This window comes from Paraburkholderia sp. SARCC-3016, from assembly GCF_031119615.1.
Taxonomy (GTDB): Bacteria; Pseudomonadota; Gammaproteobacteria; order Burkholderiales; family Burkholderiaceae; genus Paraburkholderia.
In genome coordinates, this window is the sequence record NZ_JAVHZD010000010.1 from 103,775 (window position 1) to 123,263 (window position 19,489).

Genomic DNA, 19,489 nt, shown 5'->3' on the forward strand with positions numbered 1-19,489 from the left:
TCGAGGCTGGACCTCCGGAAACCGCACACCGCGGCGCACCAAAAGCGATCCGTATTTGCGGGTAAACTTGTCCCCATGAACAAGTGCCCTTACTGCGAAAAAATTCGTGACGAATGGGACTGCCACGGCTCGGAGTGCCGCGCGGCAATCGCGAAGGCACTGCGCAGGCAACGTCAGGGCCTGCCGATGGTCCCGAAAGTCATTCGCAATGAGATCCCCGCGGGCGCGAGCACCGGCGAAGTCATCGCACGGTTGTCGCGGCAGCGCTTGCGCGCGCGTCGCGGCAATGAGGAACGCCGCGAGCGCAAGGAAATAGACAGGGCCGACGTCGACGTCGATTGACCGGCGCGGCGGGTCATCGTATTGCGGCTGCCCGTCATCTATCGAATCGGCGCCTTTGTCGCCGCGCGCGGCGGAACCGACACTTTTTTCAACGCCTCGATCTCCGTGCTGCGTCCACTGGCGATTTGCTCCGCGATGTGCGTCAGGTGCACATCGTGCTGCTGCGTCGACGGGTTCTTTGCCTCGAAATGCGCAAGCCAGCGCATGACGAATCCGGCGTCGGTATTGCCGGCGTACGCCGCGACGCCGGCCGCATTCGCCGCGGAGCACGTCAATGCCACGGTCAATGCGCAGATGCTGAATCGACGGATAGGGCCAGATTTCATCGCAATACCGGTAAGTAGGATTGCGGGACACGCATGAGCCGCGTGCACCCTCGGCGCTAAGTGTCACTCCTTCCCATGACGGAAGGTCAAGTGCCGGCATCAAAAAGCACGAGAAGCGCAAGCCACGTGTAGTCGCAGTTGTAGTGGCGCATGGAAGCCAGGCCTGCATGACCGGTCGCGCAATACTCGTCCCTGTAATACCTCACGACGGAGTTTCGTATGCAGATCGCCGGCGCGGCGGGGCACGCACTGTGGATGGCATTCACGATGTTCTGGCAGATCTTCTGGGGCTTGAGCCTTGGGTTCCTGTTCTCGGCGATCGTCGAAGTGCTCGTTTCGAAGTCGGAAATGTCGCGGCTGCTGCCCGACGAATCACCGCGGTCCCTGCTTCGCGCGAGCCTGCTCGGCGCCGTGTCGTCATCGTGCTCGTATGCCGCCGTCGCGATGGCGCGTTCGATCGTGCGCAAGGGCGGCAACTTCACCGCCGCGATGGCGTTCCAGATGGCGGCCACCAATCTCGTCCTCGAGATCGGCGTGCTCATGTGGGTGTTGCTTGCGTGGCAGTTCGCGGCGGCCGAATTTATCGGCGGCCCGATCATGATCGCCGCGCTCGCGGTGCTATTCCGGCTGTTCGTGCCCGATACGCTCAAGCAGTCGGCGCGCGAGCAGGCCGACAAGGGCATCGCGGGCAGCATGGAAGGTCATGCATCGATGGCGATGGCCGCGCAGCAGGGCACGTGGAAGCAGCGGCTGCTGTCGAAGGACGGCTGGATCGCGATCAGCCACGGCTATGTGATGAACTGGGCCATGCTCTGGAAGGACATCGGCGCGGGGCTGCTGATTGCCGGTGCGCTTGCCGCGTGGGTGCCGCACAGCTTCTGGCAGCGGTTCTTTTTGGCCGACGATCCGCATGTCGCCATGATCTGGGGCGCGTTTATCGGGCCGTTGATCGCGGTGGCGTCTTTTACGTGCTCGGTCGGCAATGTACCGCTCGCCGCGGTGCTGTGGAAAGGCGGCTTGAGCTTTGGCGGGGTTGCGTCGTTTATCTTCGGCGACCTGATCATCATCCCGATTCTGAATATTTACCGGAAGTACTACGGCGGCCGCATGACTGTGTTGATCGCCGCCACCTTCTATGTGGCGATGGTCGCTGCTGCGCTGCTTGTCGAGGCGCTGTTCCAGCTTGCGGGCTGGGTGCCGCAGCAGCGCCACGCGGCGGCGGCGGTCGGCGGCTCGATTACGCTCAACTACACGACGGTGCTCGATATTGCGTTCGGTGCCGTGTTCGTCGTGCTGACGCTCGTGTTCTTCCGCACGGGCGGTCCCGAGATGATGCGGATGATGGCGCACGCGGAGCACGGACAGCACGGGGAGCACGCGGAGCACGAGCGCGGCGGCCATGCGCATGGCGCAGCGGCGGCCGAAGTGGGCCATGCGGGCCATGCGGGCCATTCGCAACATTCGCACGATCGACGCTGAACACAGACCTGATCGTCGAATCACCGCGAAACACGGTGCGTCACCTGCCGCCCGCGCCGCTCCACACGACGTCGCCGTCCACCGCGTAGAGACGGCAATTCGCATGTCCGCTGGCGCACTTCACGAGTGCGCCGCCGATCGGATCGACGCCCGACGACGCGCCCCATGCGCCGTCGGGCGCGATGGCGAACGCGCGCGGCCGCGGCATCGTCAGGAATTTCGAGTAGGCGAGACGGCCCTGCGCGCTCAGATAGGGCACGGCCGCCGCGTTCGCGAGCGGCGCGAATGCCGTGGCCGGCGGCGCATTGGCAAGCCGCGGCCAGACCACCGTGTTATCGACCGCATACAGCTGGCAATACTGCGCCGTTTGCCAGCACCGATCGAGCGCTGCGCTGGACGGATCGAAGCCGCCGGACGCCCACGATCCATTCGACATGCCGATCGCGATGGCGCGCGGCAGCGGCGCGGCGAGAAAGCCTCGATACAGTTTTTCCTTCTGATCGTCGCTCAGATACGGAATTGCGCTGAGGTCGCTCAGTGCCGCAAACGTCGTCGACTTCGGCGCATGGCCGGGCAGATACTCGGGGTAGGTTTCGGTGCCGGGCATGCCGATGCTGCGCAGGAACGCATCGGCTTTCGGCACCCACAGCGGCAAGCCTGCGCCCGATGCCGTCATCGCATGCGCGTCCTTCTGGAACGCGCCGTAATCGACGAGCTCCGCGCGGCCGCCCGCCGCGGTGTAGTGCGCGTACATCTGACGCCACGTCGCGGTCGGGAAAATCTGGTCGTTGTCGCCGTAGAACCAGATCGAGCGCAAGCGCGTGCGCGCGCCCAATTGCCCGGCCGCGCCGACGAGGCTGGCGTCGGGCGACTGGCAGTCGCCTTCCTTGACGCCGCCCGCGAAGTTCAGCAGTCCCTTTACATCGCCGACGCCGGCGGCGGGGTTCGTCGCACCGATCGAACCGAATGCGAGCGTGTTCCAGCCGCCCATGCTTTTGCCCGCCACGACGATACGCGATGCGTCGATGCCCGGCTGCTGCTTGACGACGTCGAGCACCTTGCGGATGTCGCGCGCGGCGTCGAGCCCGATGGCCGTCACGTCGCAGCCATGCGGCCGCAGATGGCCGTCTGAGCCGGCATAGCCGCGCATCATCGGCATCGCGACCGCATAGCCGCGCGAGAGGAAATAGTAAGGGATGAACTCGTCGGCGACGCGCGGCGCATTCACCGGATCGTGCGACGCGCCGTGATTGACGAGCGCGAGCGGGAACGGCCCGCCGCGCGACGGCATATAGAGCGTGACCTGCAGGCGCACCGGCGGCGCCGTCTCGACGGCCACGGTCAGGACCGTTTCGTTTAGCGGTGCCGGCGGAAGGTCATGCGCGTCGCTGGCCGATGCGGCGGGCGCGCAAAGCGTCATGAGAAGCGCGATGAAGAACGCTATGCACGCAGGCAGTACGATCAGCGGCGCTCGCGTGATCGGGCGACGCATCGCGGCGTTCAAAGGAGTCGGGCGCGGGTTCAAGTGCCGGGGGTCGCACGCGGGTTACGTTGCCGCTTCGATGCGCGGGCTGCAACGGTCGTCCTGAAGCCTGCGTGTTCGAATGCGGGTGTGAGGCGGATGCAGGCCGTCGAAGCCGTTCGCGAAAGCAGCACGAAAGTTCGCGACGTTTCAAAGGCCGCAGACCGCGTTAAACACGTATATCGGCACGATGAGGCAAAACTTGAAGACCGGTTACAGCGTTCGCTAGTCGCGGTGGGGCCTGTGCAGCACCGGCGCGAGATGCATCGCAACACTGACAAGAATGGCAAGCGAGCCGATTGTATCGAGCAGGACGGACATCATGATCTGCTTATCCTCACGTCGGGAAGGCTGGCCAGCCCGTGATCAGGTAATGCATGGACGCATGCTAACGGCGACCTAACGCACGCACAATCTGGCATTTCCAATGCTAGACTTCGGCAAAACCGAAGCCGGCGGCGCAATGCCGCCCGGCCGCAAAGCGACGGGGCGAAGAGCGGCCCGGACGCAGGCAGGCAGCATGTCCGCGCCCGCCACTACAGGAGAGCCAACGCATGCGTTTTGACCTGACCGATATGCGGCTTTTCCTGACGGTTGTCGAACGCGGCAGTCTCACGCAAGGCGCGCAGGCAATGCATCTTGCGCTCGCATCGGTCAGCGAGCGCATCGCGGGCATGGAGGCCGCGCTCGGCGCGCCGCTGCTCGAACGCAATCGCCGCGGCGTGCAGGCCACGCCGGCCGGCGTCGTATTGATGCGGCATGCGCGGGCGATTCTCGAGCAGGTCGAACAGATGCGCGGCGAAATGCGCCCGTATGCGACCGGCCTCAAAGGGCGCATCCGTCTGCTCTCGAATACCGCGGCGCTCGCGGCGTTTTTGCCGCCGCATCTGTGCCGCTTTCTCGCGCGTTTTCCCGATCTGTCGATCGATGTCGACGAACGGCCGAGCTCGGAGATGGTGCCGGCACTCGCGGACGGGCGCGCCGATCTCGGCATCGTCGCCGATGTTGCCGACCTCGGATCGTTGCAGACGCATCTTCTGATGCAGGATCAACTCGTCGTCGTGGCGAGCCGTTCGCACCGGATCGGCGACGCGAAATCGGTCGCGTTCGCGGAGATTCTCGACGAGCCGTTCGTCGGACTTTCCGATGCGGCGCTCGAAACGCATCTTGCCGAGCGTGCCTCGCGTCTTGGCAAGCAACTGCATTACCGCATCCAGATGCGCAGCCTCGACGATATCGGCATGCTGATCGAAGCAGGCATCGGCATCGCAATCCTGTCGCTCGTGTCGGCCGGCACCTTGCGCCGGCCCGGGCTTTCGATCGTGCCGTTATCGGAGCCGTGGACCACGCGGCGTCTGTATCTTTGCGCACGCGATTTCGCCGCGCTCACGCCGCATGCGCATCTGCTCGCCGAGCAATTGATCGAAAGCGCGACGCGGCGCGAATCGTGAATGTTCCGAAGCCTGTGAATCACTGGATACTGGAGAAGCCAACGAATGGACGTGCGTGCGCTTGACGAAGCGGATCTCGAACTCGTTTGCCGTCACCGCGAGCAGATGTTTCGCGAGGCGGGCCGCGACGAAGCCGTGTTGCAAACGATGACCACGCATTTTCGCGAGTGGCTGCGACCGCGTCTGTCAGACCGCACGTATTTCGGTTATCTGCTTTGCGACGCGGGCGACCCGGTTGCGGGCATCGGCCTGATGCTGATCGACTGGCCGCCGCATCCGTCTCATCCCGTATCGGACCGGCGCGGTTATGTGCTGAACGTGTACGTCGAGCCCGCGTATCGCAGACGAGGGCTCGCGCGTGATCTGATGCAGCTGGGCGAGGCGGAATTCGCGAAACGCGGCGTGCAGTATGCGATTCTTCATGCGACCGAGGCGGGCCGCGATCTTTATGCGGCTCTCGGCTGGAGCGCAACGACGGAGATGGCGAAGCCGGTTGCTTCGCGCTGAGCTGCTTGTAAACCACGCAAGCCGCATCGACCGGTACGCACTGCGAACGCGATTCGACGCGGCGCGCGCGTTCAGTGTCCGGCTTCGCGCATCGTCAGCAGGTTTTGCACCGACGTGACGCCCGCCACTTTGCCCGCGGCTTCACCGGCGGGCTGCACCATGTCGTCGCTGGGAACCGTGCCGTCGAGCGTGACCTTGCCGCTGCGCGCGACGATACGGATATCGGCAGCGGGAATCTTCGCACGCGTGATCGCGACGCGTACATTATGTTCGAGGCGGTGGTTGGCTTTGCGGATGCTCGCGCGGGTCGGCTGCGCATCGGTTTGCGCGCTTTGTGCGAGCGCCGCCGCGCTGATGACGGACGCCGCAATCGCCACGCTGGCGACGAGCGTACGGGACGCGAACAGCTTCTTGACCGGGAATTTCACAATCTGCTCCTCTTGAATGATTGGCGCGGCGGGAAGACCCCGTGCGAGCACACCTGCCGGCGCGATTTTGCTCGCCACGCATTCTGTCCGTCGAAAATAGATGGGACTTTCTTCCGCGCACTGAAGTTCTATAAATGCACGGAATAGGGATCGATGAGAGGTGGAAAAAAGCGGGCGAAAAAAAGGCCGGCATATGCCGGCCAAATAGCTCTAGCCTATCCGAGGGCCTGGCGGCCAGAGCCTGAGGGCCTGTCTCTTGCGTCGACGTCGCTCGGTCGAAGTCGCTCGGTCGAAGTCGATTTGAAAGCTCAGTCGAAGTCGAACATGTCGAATAGGGAGCGTTTCTTCCGGTATCCGCTGTGTCCGTATCGGTTGTCGTGTCGATAATCGTCACGATGCCGGTCGTCGTAGCGGCGCTCGTTGTCGTAGTGCGGGCGCGCGCGGTGGTGGTCCTGGGCGGGGTGCTGCCGATCGTCGGTGCGTACCGGCGTCGCGTCGCCAGGCTGAGCGCCGACTTGCGCAACGAGTTTGTCGAGTTCGCCACGATCGAGCCATACGCCTCGACAGTTCGGGCAGTAGTCGATTTCGATCGACTGGCGTTCGGTCATCAGCAAATCCGGCGTCTTGCAAACTGGGCATTTCATGATGTGCTCCTTTGCGTTTCGTTCGCGCTGCTTTGCGTCTGCTTTGCGTCCGCTTCGTGCAGCGCTGGCGATGGGTTCAATCTACCGCGCTGCACGTCGCGAAAAAATCTGGCTTAACCGAGGTTTGACTTCGTAATTTCCTCACCTTGGCTGGCGGTTTTCTCGGCGCGCGCCGCGCTGCGGGTTTTCGTGCGGCGCGCGAGGATGTTCAGGCCTTCGACGAACGCGGAGAAGGTCATCGCCGCGTAGATGTAGCCCTTCGGCACATGCGTGCCGAAACCTTCGGCGATCAGCGCCATGCCGATGACGAGCAGGAACGCGAGCGCGAGCATGACGACGGTCGGGTTGCGTTCGATAAAGCGCGACAGCGGCCCGGCGGCGAACAGCATGGCGGTGACGGCGGCGATCACCGCGATAAACATGATCGGCACGTGTTCGGTCATGCCGACCGCGGTAATGATGCTGTCGACCGAAAACACGAGATCGAGCACCAGAATCTGGCTGATCGCTGCCCACGCGGTCAGCGTGCCGAGCGCGCTTGAGGTGCCGTCGTTCGCGCCGTCGTGCGCAACGTGCTGGTGCATTTCGCGGGTCGCCTTCCAGACGAGGAACAGGCCGCCGGCGATCAGGATCACGTCGCGCCACGAAAAGCCGTGACCGAACAGTTCGAACGCGGGCTGCGTGAGACGCGCGATCCACGCGACCGTTGCGAGCAAACCGAGCCGCATGACGAGCGCGAGCAGGATGCCGATGCGCCGCGTGCGTTCGCGTTGTGCCGCGGGGAGCTTGTTGCTCAGAATCGAAATGAAGATCAGGTTGTCGATGCCGAGCACGACTTCCATCACGACGAGCGTGACGAGCGCCGCCCATACGGCGGGGTCGGCGGCTAGAACGAGCAGGTAGTCCATGGCGGTCGGTTCGTCTGGTAATCGGAATTGATCGGATAAAAACCGGAAATTGCGTGATGCGCTAACCGGTATTCTGGGCTGCTTTGTGCTTCGGCGAAATCAGACATAATCGCACTTCCACATCGGTTTTTCCGAAGCGAGGCCCGAATGCTTAACTTTCGCCATCTGTATTATTTTTGGGTCGTGGTGAAGGAGGGCGGCTTCGCGCGCGCAGCCGAGCGTCTCGACATGGCCGTGCAGACCATCAGCGCGCAGGTGCGCGAGCTCGAAAAGTCGATGGGCCGCCAGTTGCTGAAGCCGGCCGGGCGCGGCATAACGATGACCGAGGCGGGGCAGGCCGCATTCGGGCGCGCGGAACAGATTTTCCATCTTGGCGCGACGCTCGTCGAAGAAGTGCGCGAGGCGGCCAGCGAGCCTGCCGCGCGGCTTGCGGTCGGTCTGTCGGACGGCATTTCGAAGCTTGCCGCGCATGCGCTGCTTGCGCCGGTGCTCGACACGCCGTCGTTGCGGCTGCTGTGCCACGAGGGCGAGCACGGCCAGCTGCTCACGGAGCTTGCGCAGCACCGGCTCGATCTTGTGCTCGCGTGCCAGCCGGCGCCGCACAACAGCGATCTGCGCGTGTTCAGCGAGCGCGTCGCCGAATCGGCGGTCGACTGGTACGGGCCGGCCGCGCTCGTCAAAAAGGCCGCCAAAGACCACTTTCCCGCTTCGCTCGCGGAACTGCCGGTGCTGCTGCCGACCGGGCACGGGGCCTTGCGCGCGCGGCTCGAGCGCTGGTTCGAGGCCGAGGGCATCCGGCCGAAGATCGTCGGCGAATTCGAGGACAGCGCGCTGATGGCAGTGTTCGCGGCGCGCGGGCTCGGGGTGTTTCCGCTGGCGGAACTTGGTGCGGAGGATCTGTCGATGATGCGGGGGCTGCGGTGGCTGGGCCGCGCGGACGGGGTGGCCGAGGAAATTCACGCGATCCGCTCGCGGCGCGGCCAGCATCATCCGCTTGCGTTGCAGGTGCTGGCCGCGCCGCGGGGATAGGGCGGCGCGGGTCGGACAGGTTGCCCGCGCGCGCTGGCGCCGGCCGTGGGCGCGATGGCCGGGCAGGTGGGCTGGGCGCTGTCGTCCGCGTTAGCCCGGTATTACATTGCGATCGCCGTGCGGTGCGGGCGCCACGCTTCGAGCATCGCGGCGAGCAGCGCGATCTCGCCGTCGGCGAGATAGTCGTCTGCGACCGCGACCGCGAGGCACAGGCGCAGCACCTTGCGGCGCAGCATCGGGTCGTCGATCTCGGCCATCAGCGTGGTTAGCAGATCGGCGTCGAGGTCGTCGGCCGCATCGGCCCACGAGGCGGGCGCGAGCATGCGGTCTTCGCACAGCGCTTGCACGATGCCGGGGAACTGGCCCGGCGCGAGGCCCAGTTCGCGAGATACGTTGAGCCGGTCGAGCGCGCGGTCTTCGGAACTGCAGACGTGTCCGTCGGCGGTCAGCGCCAGCGCGACGATACGGGCAGCGGCTTCGGGGCTGTTACGAGGATAGGTGCGCATGTCTCGACTCCTTTTGCGGATCGAATCCGCGGTGATGGGAGCGCTCAGTTTCGGGGATCCACGCAATCGGATAAACCTGCAAACGCGGAAGACGGGGTTCGGAAAAAGCGAAGTGCCAAGGGGACGACGAAGATTGGGGATGGATGCGCGTTGCTCGCGGTGCGATAGCTGCGTGTCAGCATCTTCGGCTACCCTATAGGAGTCTGCAGGCGCGGTGCCGGATGAGTCCGGCGGCATGCGGACAATCTGAACGAATAACGACCACACAAATGCCTGCTACTCCTGAACATTCGAAAAATGCGCGCAAGCCGTCGCAAGCGGTGCTGGCCACCATCACGTGGCTGGTCGGCATTGGTGTACTCGTGCTCGGCTTCGGTGGGCTCTATTGGTATGTGGCGATCGAGCGCAACGAACTGCCGTGGGGTGCGTTACTGCTGATTCCGTGCGTGGCGGTGATTGCGGCAGTGACCTTTCGTAACTACTTCAGCCGGTGATCGGTCAAAAAGCATAAGAACAGAATCGCCCGCGAGCCCCCGTGCATCGTCCGACAACTGATGGAAGACACCTGAGATTCCGCACCTGCGTGCCGGCAACTGACAACGCGCGTCAATCCGCAATCGACGCGGAATAATGCGGCACGTCAAGCGTTGCTCCGAATGATCGTCATATTTTGCCGGCGGATTGCAGGCAGCGTTAGCTGGTCTGCTTCCCTTCACATTATCGGAGACCGCTCATGCAGATCATCGAGCACATTTACGTGGACGGATCGTTCGTCGTGCCGCACGGAAGCGAAATGTTCGACCTGTTCAATCCGGCAACGGAGCAGGTTATAGGAAGCGTTCGACTGGCGGACGAACACGATGCCAATCACGCAGTCGCAGCCGCGAAGCGCGCGTTCGTATCGTTTTCGCGGACCAGCAAGAGCGAACGGCTCGACATGCTGCAACGCATTCTGAAAGCGATTCAGGCGAAAGAGGACGAACTGACCGAAGCCTCGGCAGAAACGCTCAAACGTACGACGCTGGAGTTGGGCGGTAAGTCGCCGTTCATTATTCTCGACGACGCGGACCTCGCCACGGCGGCGCCGATTGCGGTGCAGGCGGGCTTTACGAACGGCGGTCAGGCATGCAATGCAGGGTCGCGGATATTGATCGACGAGCGTCGGCTTGCTGAATTCGAGAAACGGGTGATCGAGGCGGTCGGGCAATTCAAGCCGGGCGAGCCGCGCGCGGCCGACACGAAAATCGGGCCGATGGTGAGCGAGAAGCAGTGGCAGCGGGTGCAGCGCTATATCCGTCTGGGTCTCGAAGAGGGAGCGCGGCTGTTGACGGGAGGCGAGGGGCGCCCCGCGGGGATGTCGTCGGGCTGGTTCGTCAAGCCTACGGTGTTTAGCGACGTGCGCAACGATATGACGATCGCGCGGGAGGAAATCTTCGGGCCGGTGCTGTCGATCATCCCGTATCGGGACGTTGAAGATGCGATTGCTATCGCTAACGACACGACGTATGGATTGCAGGCGTATGTGATGTCCGCGCAGGATAAGCGCGCGCAGGACGTCGCTGCGCGTATCGATGCGGGGCGTGTGTTGATCAATGGACTTCACTACGATTTCGATGTGCCGTTCGGTGGCTTCAAGCAGTCCGGACTCGGGCGGGAGTTCGGCGTGGCGGGGCTCGAGGCTTATCTTGAGCCGAAGGCGGCGCTGGGCGTGGTGGGAACTGGGAATTAGCGCGGTTGTTCGGCAGGGGTTGTTGCGCGGGGACTGTTGAGTGGGATTTTCGATCTACATCCGTGCTGGGAGATTTCACGGTACACGTCGAAGTGATTGCTTCACCTTCTCACCCGACGAGTTCCGCTACAAGCAAAGTGCTGGCGCCGGCTGCCCGAATGGCTAAGCCGTGCCATTTGTCAGCGGGGGCTTGCGTCTCTGTGTGAATCCACCATGTCTGTGTTCGTTGAGAATTTTAGAGCGTCGATAGGAACTCGAAACCGCCCGAAGCTCAACGATACGATCATAGTTCAAGCTCCGAAGGAAGGATGAACGGATAAGCGATACGCATATCCAAATGATGGATTTCAAGAGTTATTTCTAAGCTGTTTCAACAACCTGTTAAACTCGCATATACGGAATTGCCGATTCCTCGCGAAACCTGACGATTCGCATAGAAGGTTCTTCAGTTCACCCCTCTTCGGTAAAGTTAACAATATGAACGACACTCACAGTCAAGAGCCAACCGTTTTTCATGTAACTCACTGGAAAGCCGGGTCGCAATGGTTGCATCGCATCCTTCGGGATATCGCTTTAGATCGAATCGTTGCACCACAACTGTTCGAAAAGCAATTCCTCGTCGAGCCAATCGTCGCCGGCGCTATCTATCCGACGGTTTACGTGACCAAAGAGCAATTTGAGTCGGTTCCTCTCCCGGCTGGTTCAAAGAAATTTGTCGTGATACGGGATCTAAGGGATACCTTGATTTCCGCCTACTTTAGCATTCGATACAGCCATGCGGTAATCGACAAGAGCCTTGCAGAATGGCGTGAACGACTAGAAGCAGGCAGTATTGAAAGCGGTCTGTTGATGTTGATGGAAGAATGGCTTCCGTTATCCGTGAAGATTCAGGAGTCTTGGGTAAAATCCGGTGAAAATTTCGTTCGCTATGAAGACCTGCTTCAGAACGACTTTGAAATTCTGGAACGAGTGCTCATTCAACAATGTGGGTTGCCTGTGGATACAGAACGGCTGCATGAAATCGTTCGCGGTAATCGCTTCGAGAATGCGACCGGCGGACGAAAACCCGGGGAGGAAAACCGTTTGTCTCACGAGCGCAAAGGCATCGCGGGAGACTGGAGAAATTACTTTACGCCTGGTGTGACGAAAAATTTCAACGCGCAATTCGGCAATCTTCTCGTGTCGGCCGGCTACGAGCTGGTAGATTAAAAGTTCAGGCTCGCGAGACCGCCGCGGCAGAGGTTTATGCAAGCGGCCCCGCGCTTGGCTTCTGCGTCCTGACCTTCGAAAAACGTACGAGGGACGGCGGTCTCGACGCGAGAACCTTCAGACGCCTCTTCCCGCATAAGCGAACGAGCCAGGCCCGATTGCTCTCTCCACCTCGAACGTATCACGCACGCGGACAAAGTTGGTGCGTAGCATTGGAGTACGGGTTTTCCCTCGTAGATCGGTTATCGCGCGCTATATCTTTGTTTTGTCGAGAATTTCTGAGCGTCGATGGCAGCTTGAGACTGCTTGAAGTTCAGAACCACGAGATCAAAGTTCACCGCTGGTTGAGCCTCCACTGTCGAGATTCACTTAACTTTGAACTGCCCATGACGAGGTTATAGGGCGCACGGCGAACGCTGTTCATCCAAGCTTGAACCGCCGGTTCACTTAACTTTGAACTTCCTGGAATCTGCTTCACTTAAGTCTGAATTTTCTGGACGTGTGTTGCAGGCGTAGCTGCGGCTTGGCGCCGCGCGCCTAGATTATCTCATCGTTCAGGTCGTAATCCGCTTGGAGTGCTTCCAAGAGCACCCGGCCAAACGACAACACACTTGCGTCACTCACCTGCAGATGATCCGCGCGCCGACGGCGTCGGATCTCCGAATAGTCAAAGCTTGACAGTCAGCTTTCGCGCGATGACCATCGATGTCATATTTTTTATATGAGGTCGATGATGAATGCGCCGTTGCTTCCCGAGCAGGTCAAGGCCGCCCGTGCGCTTTTGGCTTGGTCGCAACAAGAGCTCGCCGCAAAAGCCCGCGTCGGCACGTCGACCGTAGCCGATTTCGAGCGAGGAGTTCGCACGCCCGTGGCCAACAATGCGCAAGCGATCCGAGACGCGCTGGAAGCGCAGGGCTTGCAATTCGTCGCTGGGGGAGTGGTAGAAAAGGCAATGTTACCGACACCCGTGGTCGCACGGCCGGGTGGGCTGATGCGTTGGGTCAACGCTACGCATTTATCCCAGTGGGGGGAGCGCCGGGACGGTCAGAGCGGTGTGCCGGAATTGATCCGCCGCTTGATATATGTAACGGTCGGACCGTCTGCGGCGATGCGCTTTCCTTCCGATGAGAGTGTCCAACATTCCGGGTGGGACGGCGTTTGCAAGGTCGACGTTGGACTGAGCTATGTACCGGGCGGCGATTCTGTATGGGAGATGGGGACGCAACGTAAGTCAATTCGTAAGAAGGCAGACGACGACTTTCTGACTCGCATCCAAAATCCGTTGGGCTGCACCCCCGCGGAAACAACATTCGTGTTCGTTACCCCTCAGCGTTTCAGCGCGAAGGACGCTTGGGTCGCGGAAAAGAAGGCACTTGGCATATGGCGTGACGTCAAGGTGGTTGATGCAGACGACCTTGTGCACTGGCTGGAGATGTATCCGGCGGTTGCACAGTGGTTGGCGGTCAGGATTGGCCGCCGCCCAGAGGGGCTGCGCAATCTCGAGGAAGTGTGGCTCGAGTGGACCGGCGCAACCCGAATGCCTTCGACGGAAGACGTCCTCTTGACTGGGCGTGATCAGGATCAAACAGCCATTCTGAAGTGGTTGCGCGCCCCTGCGCAGCAGGTCTCCGTGCAAGCCGAATCCCCAGACGAGGCACTCGCGTTTCTCTATGCTGCGATCAGCCCGTTGCCCGACAGCTATAGATTGTGGCATTTGAGTCGTTGCGTCGTGGCGGATGACGTCGCGACGGCGCGCCAACTGCTCGGGCTCGGTACCCCGTTGATTGTTGTACTTGTCGATCCGGAGCCTGGGCTTGCGCAGCATCTTGTCGATGATGGCCATCACGTCTTCGCGGCGTATGGCTCGGATGTAGTTGACTATCAAGGAAATCTTCGACGGTTGCGCAGGCCATGGAAATTCGATCTGCAGACTGCTCTCATCCAGGCAGGCATGAGTGACGAGGACGCTCATCGCTACGCACACGCTTCTGGCCGCAGCATCACGGTTTTGCGGCGATTGATGCCGGCCGCGCCGCATCTGCAGCTCGAGTGGGCGCAGAAAGCGTCTCCTGAACTCATCGCCGCCATGTTCGCCGGCGCATGGCTTGGGACATCGTCGCAAGATCGCATGGTAATCAGTGAACTGGCCGGTCGTCCTTACGAGCAAGTCGAGGAGGTGCTCGCGTCTTTGGCGACTGCCGTAGGCGGTCCGATCGTCCGGTCGGGCGATCTCTGGAAGGTCGTGTCATTGCGTGACCTGTGGACGCAGATCGGCGGTCAGGTAACACCCAGCCAGCTCTCACGCTTCGAAGCAGTGTTTCACAACGTCCTGGGTGCTATCAACCCTCGATTTGCGACACGGCCGAAGAGCATTTACTACGAGGCGGATGGCGAGTTTGAGGAGCAGCCGTCCGTTGCGCTGCGGAACGGTCTTACCGAAGTGATGATCGCTATGGGTGTGTTTCCGGAAAGAGCGGCGCTTGTCTCTGGGATAGGAGGTCACGTCGATCGCGCTGTTCGCAAGCTGTTCGACAATGCAAGCGGATCGCTTTGGTGGTCGCTTTCTCGCGATTTCCAGAATCTTGCTGAGGCCGCGCCGGGTGCGTTTCTGGATGCCGTTGAATCCGGGCTTGAGGGAACAGACCCGCCGATCATGTCGCTGTTCCGCAATGACGAAGGAATGCTCCATTCGACTGAGTATCTGTCGAGCTTGCTGTGGGCTCTCGAAATGCTCGCTCGCAGCCCCGAACATTTGGGGCGATCGGCGCTTCTGCTGGTGCGCTTGCACGAAGTTGACCCAGGTGGCGAGTGGAGCAATCGCCCATTTGCGTCCCTCAGGCGGATTTTTCTGAACTGGTCGCCGCAGACGTACGCAACGTTGCCTGAGCGATTAAAGGTGATAGACGTAATCACACGATTGCACCCGGCTGTTGGATGGAATTTGCTGCTGGCACTGGCTCCGCGTTCTGATGACTCGTCTACGCCCTCGTCCAAACCGAAATGGCGGGACTTCACACCGGATGCGCGCGAGGAGATTACATGGCCTGCGGTCGCCGTGGCAGCCAGTGCCATCGGTGAGCGCCTGTTAGCACACGTGGGGCAAGTGCGGGAGCGATGGCACTCACTGCTAGATTTGTGGTCCAGTTTTGACGAGCACTGGCGCGCACTCGCTGCTGATCAGCTGACTGCATTCGCGCACCAACTTGCAGACCCCGGAGAGATCGAGGAGATGAGGGACAAGTTGCGCTCGCTGCTGATGCAGCATCGCGCTTTCTCGGACGCTCCGTGGGCGATGAGCGAGGACACACTGAAGCCCCTTGATGCGGTTTTTGAGGTTCTGCAGCCCAGTGGTGTGGAGGATAGGGTTCGTTGGCTTTTCAGGCCTGGGGCGTCACAGATAGGCCCGAATATCGATTTTGGAGAAGAGCAGGCTGAGCTACGTCAGAAGCAGTGCGAGGCGGCCGAACACTTGCTGGTGGCGCTCAATACTGATCAGCTCTTCGCTTTCGCGTTAACGGTCACGATGCAACGTGACCTTGGCATAGCCATTGCAAATGCAACCGTGTCTGACGAAAGAAAGCACGAGTTCATGAAAAGAGGGATCCAGAGCTCTGCGACAGAAGAAGCCGAAGTGGGCCTCGGTGTTATGTACGGGCTCAAGGTAAGCGCTGGGCCCGAAGGCGAAGCGTGGATTCAGGGGCTGTGGCGGAAAGCTATTGCGGAACACTGGGGGGGTGAGGCGGAGCTGCGCATAGTACAGGCGCTTCCGGTGAACGCGCTGACATGGAAGCAGATCGAAACGCACAGCGCTACCCTGAGCGACGCATATTGGCGTGCGCTAACGACATACTGGATTCCTGGAGAGGCTGACGCAGGCTATGTCGTCGACCACCTGTTGGAGATAGGGCGCGCCATCGATGCAGTCAGTTGGCTAGGACACCATATCAAACGGAAGCACGATAGTCAGTTGCTCATCCGTGTTTTACGCGCAGCGGCCGCGGGGCAGGCGCTTGACCGCGACGCTACGATGTTCAGCCATTATGTCGGCCTGATGCTGGACTACCTGGAGTCCGATGCCAGCGTCAGCGAGCGGGATATTGTTGGTCTCGAGTGGACTTATTTCCAGGCCTTGTGTTATTCACGACGTTCCGTGAAGTCACTTCATCGTGCGTTAGCTTGCGATCCCGAATTCTTCGTGTATCTCATCAAGCTCATTTACTTACCCGAAGAAGATAGCGGTATCGTCGAACCGGAGCCCACAGATATCGATAAAGCGCAAGGTTTAGCGAGTCAGGCATATGACGTTATGCATCACTGGGCGCACGTGCCCGGCGCCGACGACGAGGGGCAAATTGATGGAAATGCCTTGGAGTTGTGGGTAAAGCAGGCACGTAAGCTTCTGTCAGAGGCTGGCCGCACTGACATCGGCGAAAGCAAGATTGGGGAGATTCTTGCTGCCGCGAAGCGAACGCCGGATCAACCATGGCCGCCAGTACCGGTGCGAGAAATGATAGAGCTCGTGCGGAGCCGGACGATGGAGCGCGGCTTTGAAATTGGCGTGTACAACCGTCGAGGTGTGACGGTCCGAATGCCGCACGACGGTGGAGAGCAGGAGCGAGCACTCGCGGAGCGATATCGTGGAGACGCGAGTGAGCTCCGTTTCGACTGGCCGAGAACCGCTGCTTGCCTCGAACGCATAGCGGAAACGTACGAACTCGACGCAAACCGCGAAGACATTAGTACGGAGCAGAGGGACTGGCTTTGATTGTCACTGAAGCTAGTTACCTTTGAGCCTCAGCCAGGCAATACAAAGAAAAGCTGCGGCAACTGAAAAAATGACGACCGTAGAAGAAAACCGGTAGTAGAGCGTCATTGCTGCCCAACGGACGGGATGACGTTCGGCCCGTCTCTGCTCTGTAATGAGATTCCGGCAGGCCGCGTCGCGTGCTTTGAGATCCCATGTCGTCTTCTGATGCGCGTACAGGAGATCTGCCAGATATTCCATTACCGGACGCTCGGTGATGTTCTCTTGCCACACATCGACCAGTCGCAGTTCTTCTGCTGTCGTCGGCTTCGAACTGCCCGCCCGACGCTCAGAGTCAGCGTAGTCGAACACAAGACCGAACTGTTCGTAAAAGCGGTTACGCCGATCTTTGTTGTCTTCGTCCGCCTGGCCGGAGAGCAGTTCGACTGATCTGACGGCTGCTTTCGGCCACTGCTGTACCCATTGAACGATCTCGTTCATGAGGTAAGTGCCAATGTGCAGGCCGCGAAGATCCGGGGGATCGACAAACACACCGCCGGACGACATTGTGCTTGAGGTCAGTGAAACGGATTGGTCCAGATGCGAATAGCTGGCGTCGAAGGTACCTCCGCCGCCATCGTGTGAGTACTTTTCCACGATCCGATGATAAGACAAGCGAATAGATGCCTTGAAGATGGATCGATCGCGAGGATCCCGTTCGTATACCTCGGTGCGCTCGACAATTAGCCATTCGATCGGTTCGTGGTTCGGCTTGTCAACGGGGCGCACTGCGAGAATCTGCATGCGTGGTTTTATGCGTTTTGTGTCTCGCCATTCATTTTCAAACGATGGAATCGACATTCTGAGCTCTTGGCGTCACGTGACGGATGATAAGTCCACGCAATATCGGCAAACGCGTGGCTGGACTTTAATTGCCCAGCGGTCTGCGCCGACGCGATTCAGGAATAGGAATGTCGACAGTAGGATTGCCTAACTGGCCCCAGTTGCTATATGTAAGAGACCGGCAACTCAGGGATGCGTGCTGCATTGGATCGTTGGCGATAGCACCAGCAACCCGTAACAGCACATCGTGTGTAATCGGATGATTTGAGGAAAGCCGGTTCGATACATGACTATTCGACGATTCCGGCACGGTCGTTACCGGTAGTCTCCGTCGGAAACCGGCCATGAAGCGTCGTTCGCATCCAGCATGAATACGACTTCTGGGCGTCGGCTCCTGATCAGTTTCCCGCCATCCATATCAGTGACACTTTCTGAACATGTCGTCGCCAGTAGCCGATAACCAAACTGCCCAGATTTGCTCAAAAGCGTGAGCGGATTGCCAGACGAACATAAGCCTGGCGCGTATTGGATGAATCTCCCAGATTGCCTATGTTTGCCACCGCGGCGGAGCCCGTCGACGAAACGCCTGACGCCTTCTGCAAAGTTACCCCGGCGTAGAAGTCCGTTCGCTTGGAGACAAAGTAGTCGGCGATCACGGACAACTGGTTGAAGTGCTGGTTCCCCACCGTACCCCCAGCTCCGTTGCCGACGGCGTTACCCTTCGTGTACTCATAGCCAATGCCGGCATAAAACGCGGGTGAGAACTGATATTTGATGCCGACCTCGCCGGTATTGAACTTTGCGGAGTTGCCGCCGAGCGCGGCGATGTTGCCGTACTCGACGTTTGAATACGCGGCGCCGATCAGCATACCGCCGATCTGATAGGTGGCTCCGCCAGCGATCGTCTGCCAGGACGAGGCTGTCGAGTAGCCACTGTTCAGTATTCCACTTAGCTGTGTCGCCCCATTTGGGTTGCCGGTGAAAAAGCCGGTACTGCCGGTCGCGCCAGTCGGATTCTTGAAGTACTCGTAGGCGGCGCCGAGCGTGAATGACCCGTTGGCATAGGCGATGCCCGCGTTGTACCCGCTGCCACCGGTGAAATTGCCGGGCTGCCCGCCGAGGCTCCATTCGCCACTGAAGGTGAGTCCCCGGTACTTCGCGCTGGTGTATCGGATCGTGTTATTGAGCCGCAGCGAATTGTTCAGGTTGTCGAGGTCACCGGGGTGCGAGAAAAGCGCACTGCCGTAATAACCCATCGTCGTGACCGGCTGTACGAAGTAGAAATTCGAATCGTATTGCCGGCCCAGCGTCACGGTGCCGAAGCGGGTGCTTGACAGGCCCACAAACGCCTGACGGCCGAACTCGGCGCCTCCCTGTCCCAGCTGCCCGTTGTTCAGGTTCACGCCGGATTCCAGCGTGAAGATCGCGGAGAGTCCGCCGCCGAGATCTTCGGCGCCCTTTAGCCCCCATCTGCTGCCGTTGATGCCGTTGGTTGAGTCGAGGTTGAACTGCCGGCCGCCAACATTCCGGCCCTTCACCACGTTCTTGTTGTTACTGATGAATTGCACGCCCTCGTCGATAATGCCGAAGAGGGTCACGGAGCTTTGGGCATACGCGTGCGACGCGCACAACAGGGCAGTGCCGCAGACCGCAGCTTGGGTTCGTTTCAATATCATCTCCATGGATTTTCATTGTTGTGAGGCTGCCCGCTCGTTCTCCAACGATTCGAGCCAATCTCTTTTCGTGTTGCGAGGAGGGACCGCGAGTGCGAGACTCGCCCAGCCAGTATCGCGTCGAACACTGGCAAGCCAACTCGGGAATT

General features: G+C 60.5%; 17 protein-coding genes. 9 read left to right on the plus strand and 8 right to left on the minus strand.

Features of this window, described 5'->3' with window-relative positions:
- Positions 1–75 precede the first annotated feature (75 nt).
- Positions 76–342, plus strand: coding sequence for a hypothetical protein (locus QYH69_RS12240; protein ID WP_308832123.1), 267 nt, complete (start codon positions 76–78; stop codon positions 340–342).
- Positions 343–380: 38 nt separating this feature from the next.
- Here QYH69_RS12240 and QYH69_RS12245 read toward each other — a convergent pair whose 3' ends face one another.
- On the minus strand, positions 381–668 hold the full coding sequence (locus QYH69_RS12245; RefSeq protein WP_308832124.1) for a hypothetical protein: 288 nt from the start codon (positions 666–668) through the stop codon (positions 381–383).
- A 219-nt stretch (positions 669–887) separates the two neighbouring features.
- On the opposite strand from QYH69_RS12245, the gene QYH69_RS12250 reads away from it, so the two are divergent.
- Positions 888–2,147, plus strand: coding sequence for a permease (locus QYH69_RS12250; protein ID WP_308832125.1), 1,260 nt, complete (start codon positions 888–890; stop codon positions 2,145–2,147).
- A gap of 40 nt (positions 2,148–2,187) precedes the next feature.
- Here the strand turns inward: QYH69_RS12250 and QYH69_RS12255 are convergent, their stop codons facing one another.
- Positions 2,188–3,639 carry a CocE/NonD family hydrolase gene (locus QYH69_RS12255; RefSeq protein WP_308832126.1) on the minus strand — a complete coding sequence of 484 codons (1,452 nt, stop codon included), beginning with the start codon at positions 3,637–3,639 and terminating at the stop codon, positions 2,188–2,190.
- Positions 3,640–4,223: 584 nt separating this feature from the next.
- Here QYH69_RS12255 and QYH69_RS12260 point away from each other — a divergent pair.
- Both QYH69_RS12260 and QYH69_RS12265 read left to right on the plus strand, forming a co-directional pair.
- The gene (locus tag QYH69_RS12260) at positions 4,224–5,120 is read left to right on the plus strand and encodes a LysR substrate-binding domain-containing protein (RefSeq protein ID WP_308832127.1); all 897 of its coding nucleotides are present in this window, start codon (positions 4,224–4,226) and stop codon (positions 5,118–5,120) included.
- A gap of 45 nt (positions 5,121–5,165) precedes the next feature.
- Positions 5,166–5,627 carry a GNAT family N-acetyltransferase gene (locus QYH69_RS12265; protein WP_308832128.1) on the plus strand — a complete coding sequence of 154 codons (462 nt, stop codon included), beginning with the start codon at positions 5,166–5,168 and terminating at the stop codon, positions 5,625–5,627.
- A gap of 71 nt (positions 5,628–5,698) precedes the next feature.
- Here QYH69_RS12265 and QYH69_RS12270 read toward each other — a convergent pair whose 3' ends face one another.
- From QYH69_RS12270 to QYH69_RS12280, 3 genes are all read right to left on the minus strand, one after another.
- On the minus strand, positions 5,699–6,055 hold the full coding sequence (locus QYH69_RS12270; RefSeq protein WP_308832129.1) for a BON domain-containing protein: 357 nt from the start codon (positions 6,053–6,055) through the stop codon (positions 5,699–5,701).
- 308 nt (positions 6,056–6,363) lie between these two features.
- Positions 6,364–6,699: a zf-TFIIB domain-containing protein gene (locus tag QYH69_RS12275; RefSeq protein WP_308832130.1), complete on the minus strand. Its 336-nt coding sequence runs from the start codon at positions 6,697–6,699 to the stop codon at positions 6,364–6,366.
- A 113-nt stretch (positions 6,700–6,812) separates the two neighbouring features.
- On the minus strand, positions 6,813–7,607 hold the full coding sequence (locus QYH69_RS12280) for a TerC family protein (RefSeq protein ID WP_308832131.1): 795 nt from the start codon (positions 7,605–7,607) through the stop codon (positions 6,813–6,815).
- A gap of 147 nt (positions 7,608–7,754) precedes the next feature.
- Between QYH69_RS12280 and QYH69_RS12285 the strand changes: the two genes are divergently transcribed.
- Positions 7,755–8,636: a LysR family transcriptional regulator gene (locus QYH69_RS12285; protein WP_308832132.1), complete on the plus strand. Its 882-nt coding sequence runs from the start codon at positions 7,755–7,757 to the stop codon at positions 8,634–8,636.
- 101 nt (positions 8,637–8,737) lie between these two features.
- Here QYH69_RS12285 and QYH69_RS12290 read toward each other — a convergent pair whose 3' ends face one another.
- Positions 8,738–9,142: a hypothetical protein gene (locus QYH69_RS12290; RefSeq protein ID WP_075156402.1), complete on the minus strand. Its 405-nt coding sequence runs from the start codon at positions 9,140–9,142 to the stop codon at positions 8,738–8,740.
- A 269-nt stretch (positions 9,143–9,411) separates the two neighbouring features.
- On the opposite strand from QYH69_RS12290, the gene QYH69_RS12295 reads away from it, so the two are divergent.
- The 4 genes from QYH69_RS12295 to QYH69_RS12310 all read left to right on the plus strand — a co-directional run bounded on the left by QYH69_RS12295 (position 9,412) and on the right by QYH69_RS12310 (position 16,845).
- Positions 9,412–9,636 carry a hypothetical protein gene (locus QYH69_RS12295; protein ID WP_308832133.1) on the plus strand — a complete coding sequence of 75 codons (225 nt, stop codon included), beginning with the start codon at positions 9,412–9,414 and terminating at the stop codon, positions 9,634–9,636.
- 239 nt (positions 9,637–9,875) lie between these two features.
- Positions 9,876–10,871 (plus strand): aldehyde dehydrogenase family protein, encoded by a 996-nt coding sequence (locus QYH69_RS12300; RefSeq protein ID WP_308832134.1) that lies wholly within the window; start codon positions 9,876–9,878, stop codon positions 10,869–10,871.
- A gap of 477 nt (positions 10,872–11,348) precedes the next feature.
- On the plus strand, positions 11,349–12,080 hold the full coding sequence (locus QYH69_RS12305) for a sulfotransferase domain-containing protein (RefSeq protein WP_308832135.1): 732 nt from the start codon (positions 11,349–11,351) through the stop codon (positions 12,078–12,080).
- Positions 12,081–12,810: 730 nt separating this feature from the next.
- Complete coding sequence (locus QYH69_RS12310; protein ID WP_308832136.1) at positions 12,811–16,845, plus strand: helix-turn-helix transcriptional regulator; 4,035 nt, start codon at positions 12,811–12,813, stop codon at positions 16,843–16,845.
- A 12-nt stretch (positions 16,846–16,857) separates the two neighbouring features.
- Here the strand turns inward: QYH69_RS12310 and QYH69_RS12315 are convergent, their stop codons facing one another.
- Both QYH69_RS12315 and QYH69_RS12320 read right to left on the minus strand, forming a co-directional pair.
- The gene (locus QYH69_RS12315; protein ID WP_308832137.1) at positions 16,858–17,685 is read right to left on the minus strand and encodes a hypothetical protein; all 828 of its coding nucleotides are present in this window, start codon (positions 17,683–17,685) and stop codon (positions 16,858–16,860) included.
- A gap of 461 nt (positions 17,686–18,146) precedes the next feature.
- Complete coding sequence (locus tag QYH69_RS12320) at positions 18,147–19,343, minus strand: porin (protein ID WP_308832210.1); 1,197 nt, start codon at positions 19,341–19,343, stop codon at positions 18,147–18,149.
- Positions 19,344–19,489: the final 146 nt, after the last annotated feature.

Coding starts and splice junctions, on each gene's coding strand:
- QYH69_RS12295 (WP_308832133.1), top strand. CDS start 9,412: ATGCCTGCTACTCCTGAACATTCGAAAAATGCGCGCAAGCCGTCGCAA.
- QYH69_RS12280 (WP_308832131.1), bottom strand. CDS start 7,607: ATGGACTACCTGCTCGTTCTAGCCGCCGACCCCGCCGTATGGGCGGCG.
- QYH69_RS12315 (WP_308832137.1), bottom strand. CDS start 17,685: ATGTCGATTCCATCGTTTGAAAATGAATGGCGAGACACAAAACGCATA.
- QYH69_RS12285 (WP_308832132.1), top strand. CDS start 7,755: ATGCTTAACTTTCGCCATCTGTATTATTTTTGGGTCGTGGTGAAGGAG.
- QYH69_RS12260 (WP_308832127.1), top strand. CDS start 4,224: ATGCGTTTTGACCTGACCGATATGCGGCTTTTCCTGACGGTTGTCGAA.
- QYH69_RS12320 (WP_308832210.1), bottom strand. CDS start 19,343: ATGATATTGAAACGAACCCAAGCTGCGGTCTGCGGCACTGCCCTGTTG.
- QYH69_RS12245 (WP_308832124.1), bottom strand. CDS start 668: ATGAAATCTGGCCCTATCCGTCGATTCAGCATCTGCGCATTGACCGTG.
- QYH69_RS12300 (WP_308832134.1), top strand. CDS start 9,876: ATGCAGATCATCGAGCACATTTACGTGGACGGATCGTTCGTCGTGCCG.
- QYH69_RS12255 (WP_308832126.1), bottom strand. CDS start 3,639: ATGCGTCGCCCGATCACGCGAGCGCCGCTGATCGTACTGCCTGCGTGC.
- QYH69_RS12305 (WP_308832135.1), top strand. CDS start 11,349: ATGAACGACACTCACAGTCAAGAGCCAACCGTTTTTCATGTAACTCAC.
- QYH69_RS12265 (WP_308832128.1), top strand. CDS start 5,166: ATGGACGTGCGTGCGCTTGACGAAGCGGATCTCGAACTCGTTTGCCGT.
- QYH69_RS12250 (WP_308832125.1), top strand. CDS start 888: ATGCAGATCGCCGGCGCGGCGGGGCACGCACTGTGGATGGCATTCACG.
- QYH69_RS12275 (WP_308832130.1), bottom strand. CDS start 6,699: ATGAAATGCCCAGTTTGCAAGACGCCGGATTTGCTGATGACCGAACGC.
- QYH69_RS12310 (WP_308832136.1), top strand. CDS start 12,811: ATGATGAATGCGCCGTTGCTTCCCGAGCAGGTCAAGGCCGCCCGTGCG.
- QYH69_RS12290 (WP_075156402.1), bottom strand. CDS start 9,142: ATGCGCACCTATCCTCGTAACAGCCCCGAAGCCGCTGCCCGTATCGTC.
- QYH69_RS12240 (WP_308832123.1), top strand. CDS start 76: ATGAACAAGTGCCCTTACTGCGAAAAAATTCGTGACGAATGGGACTGC.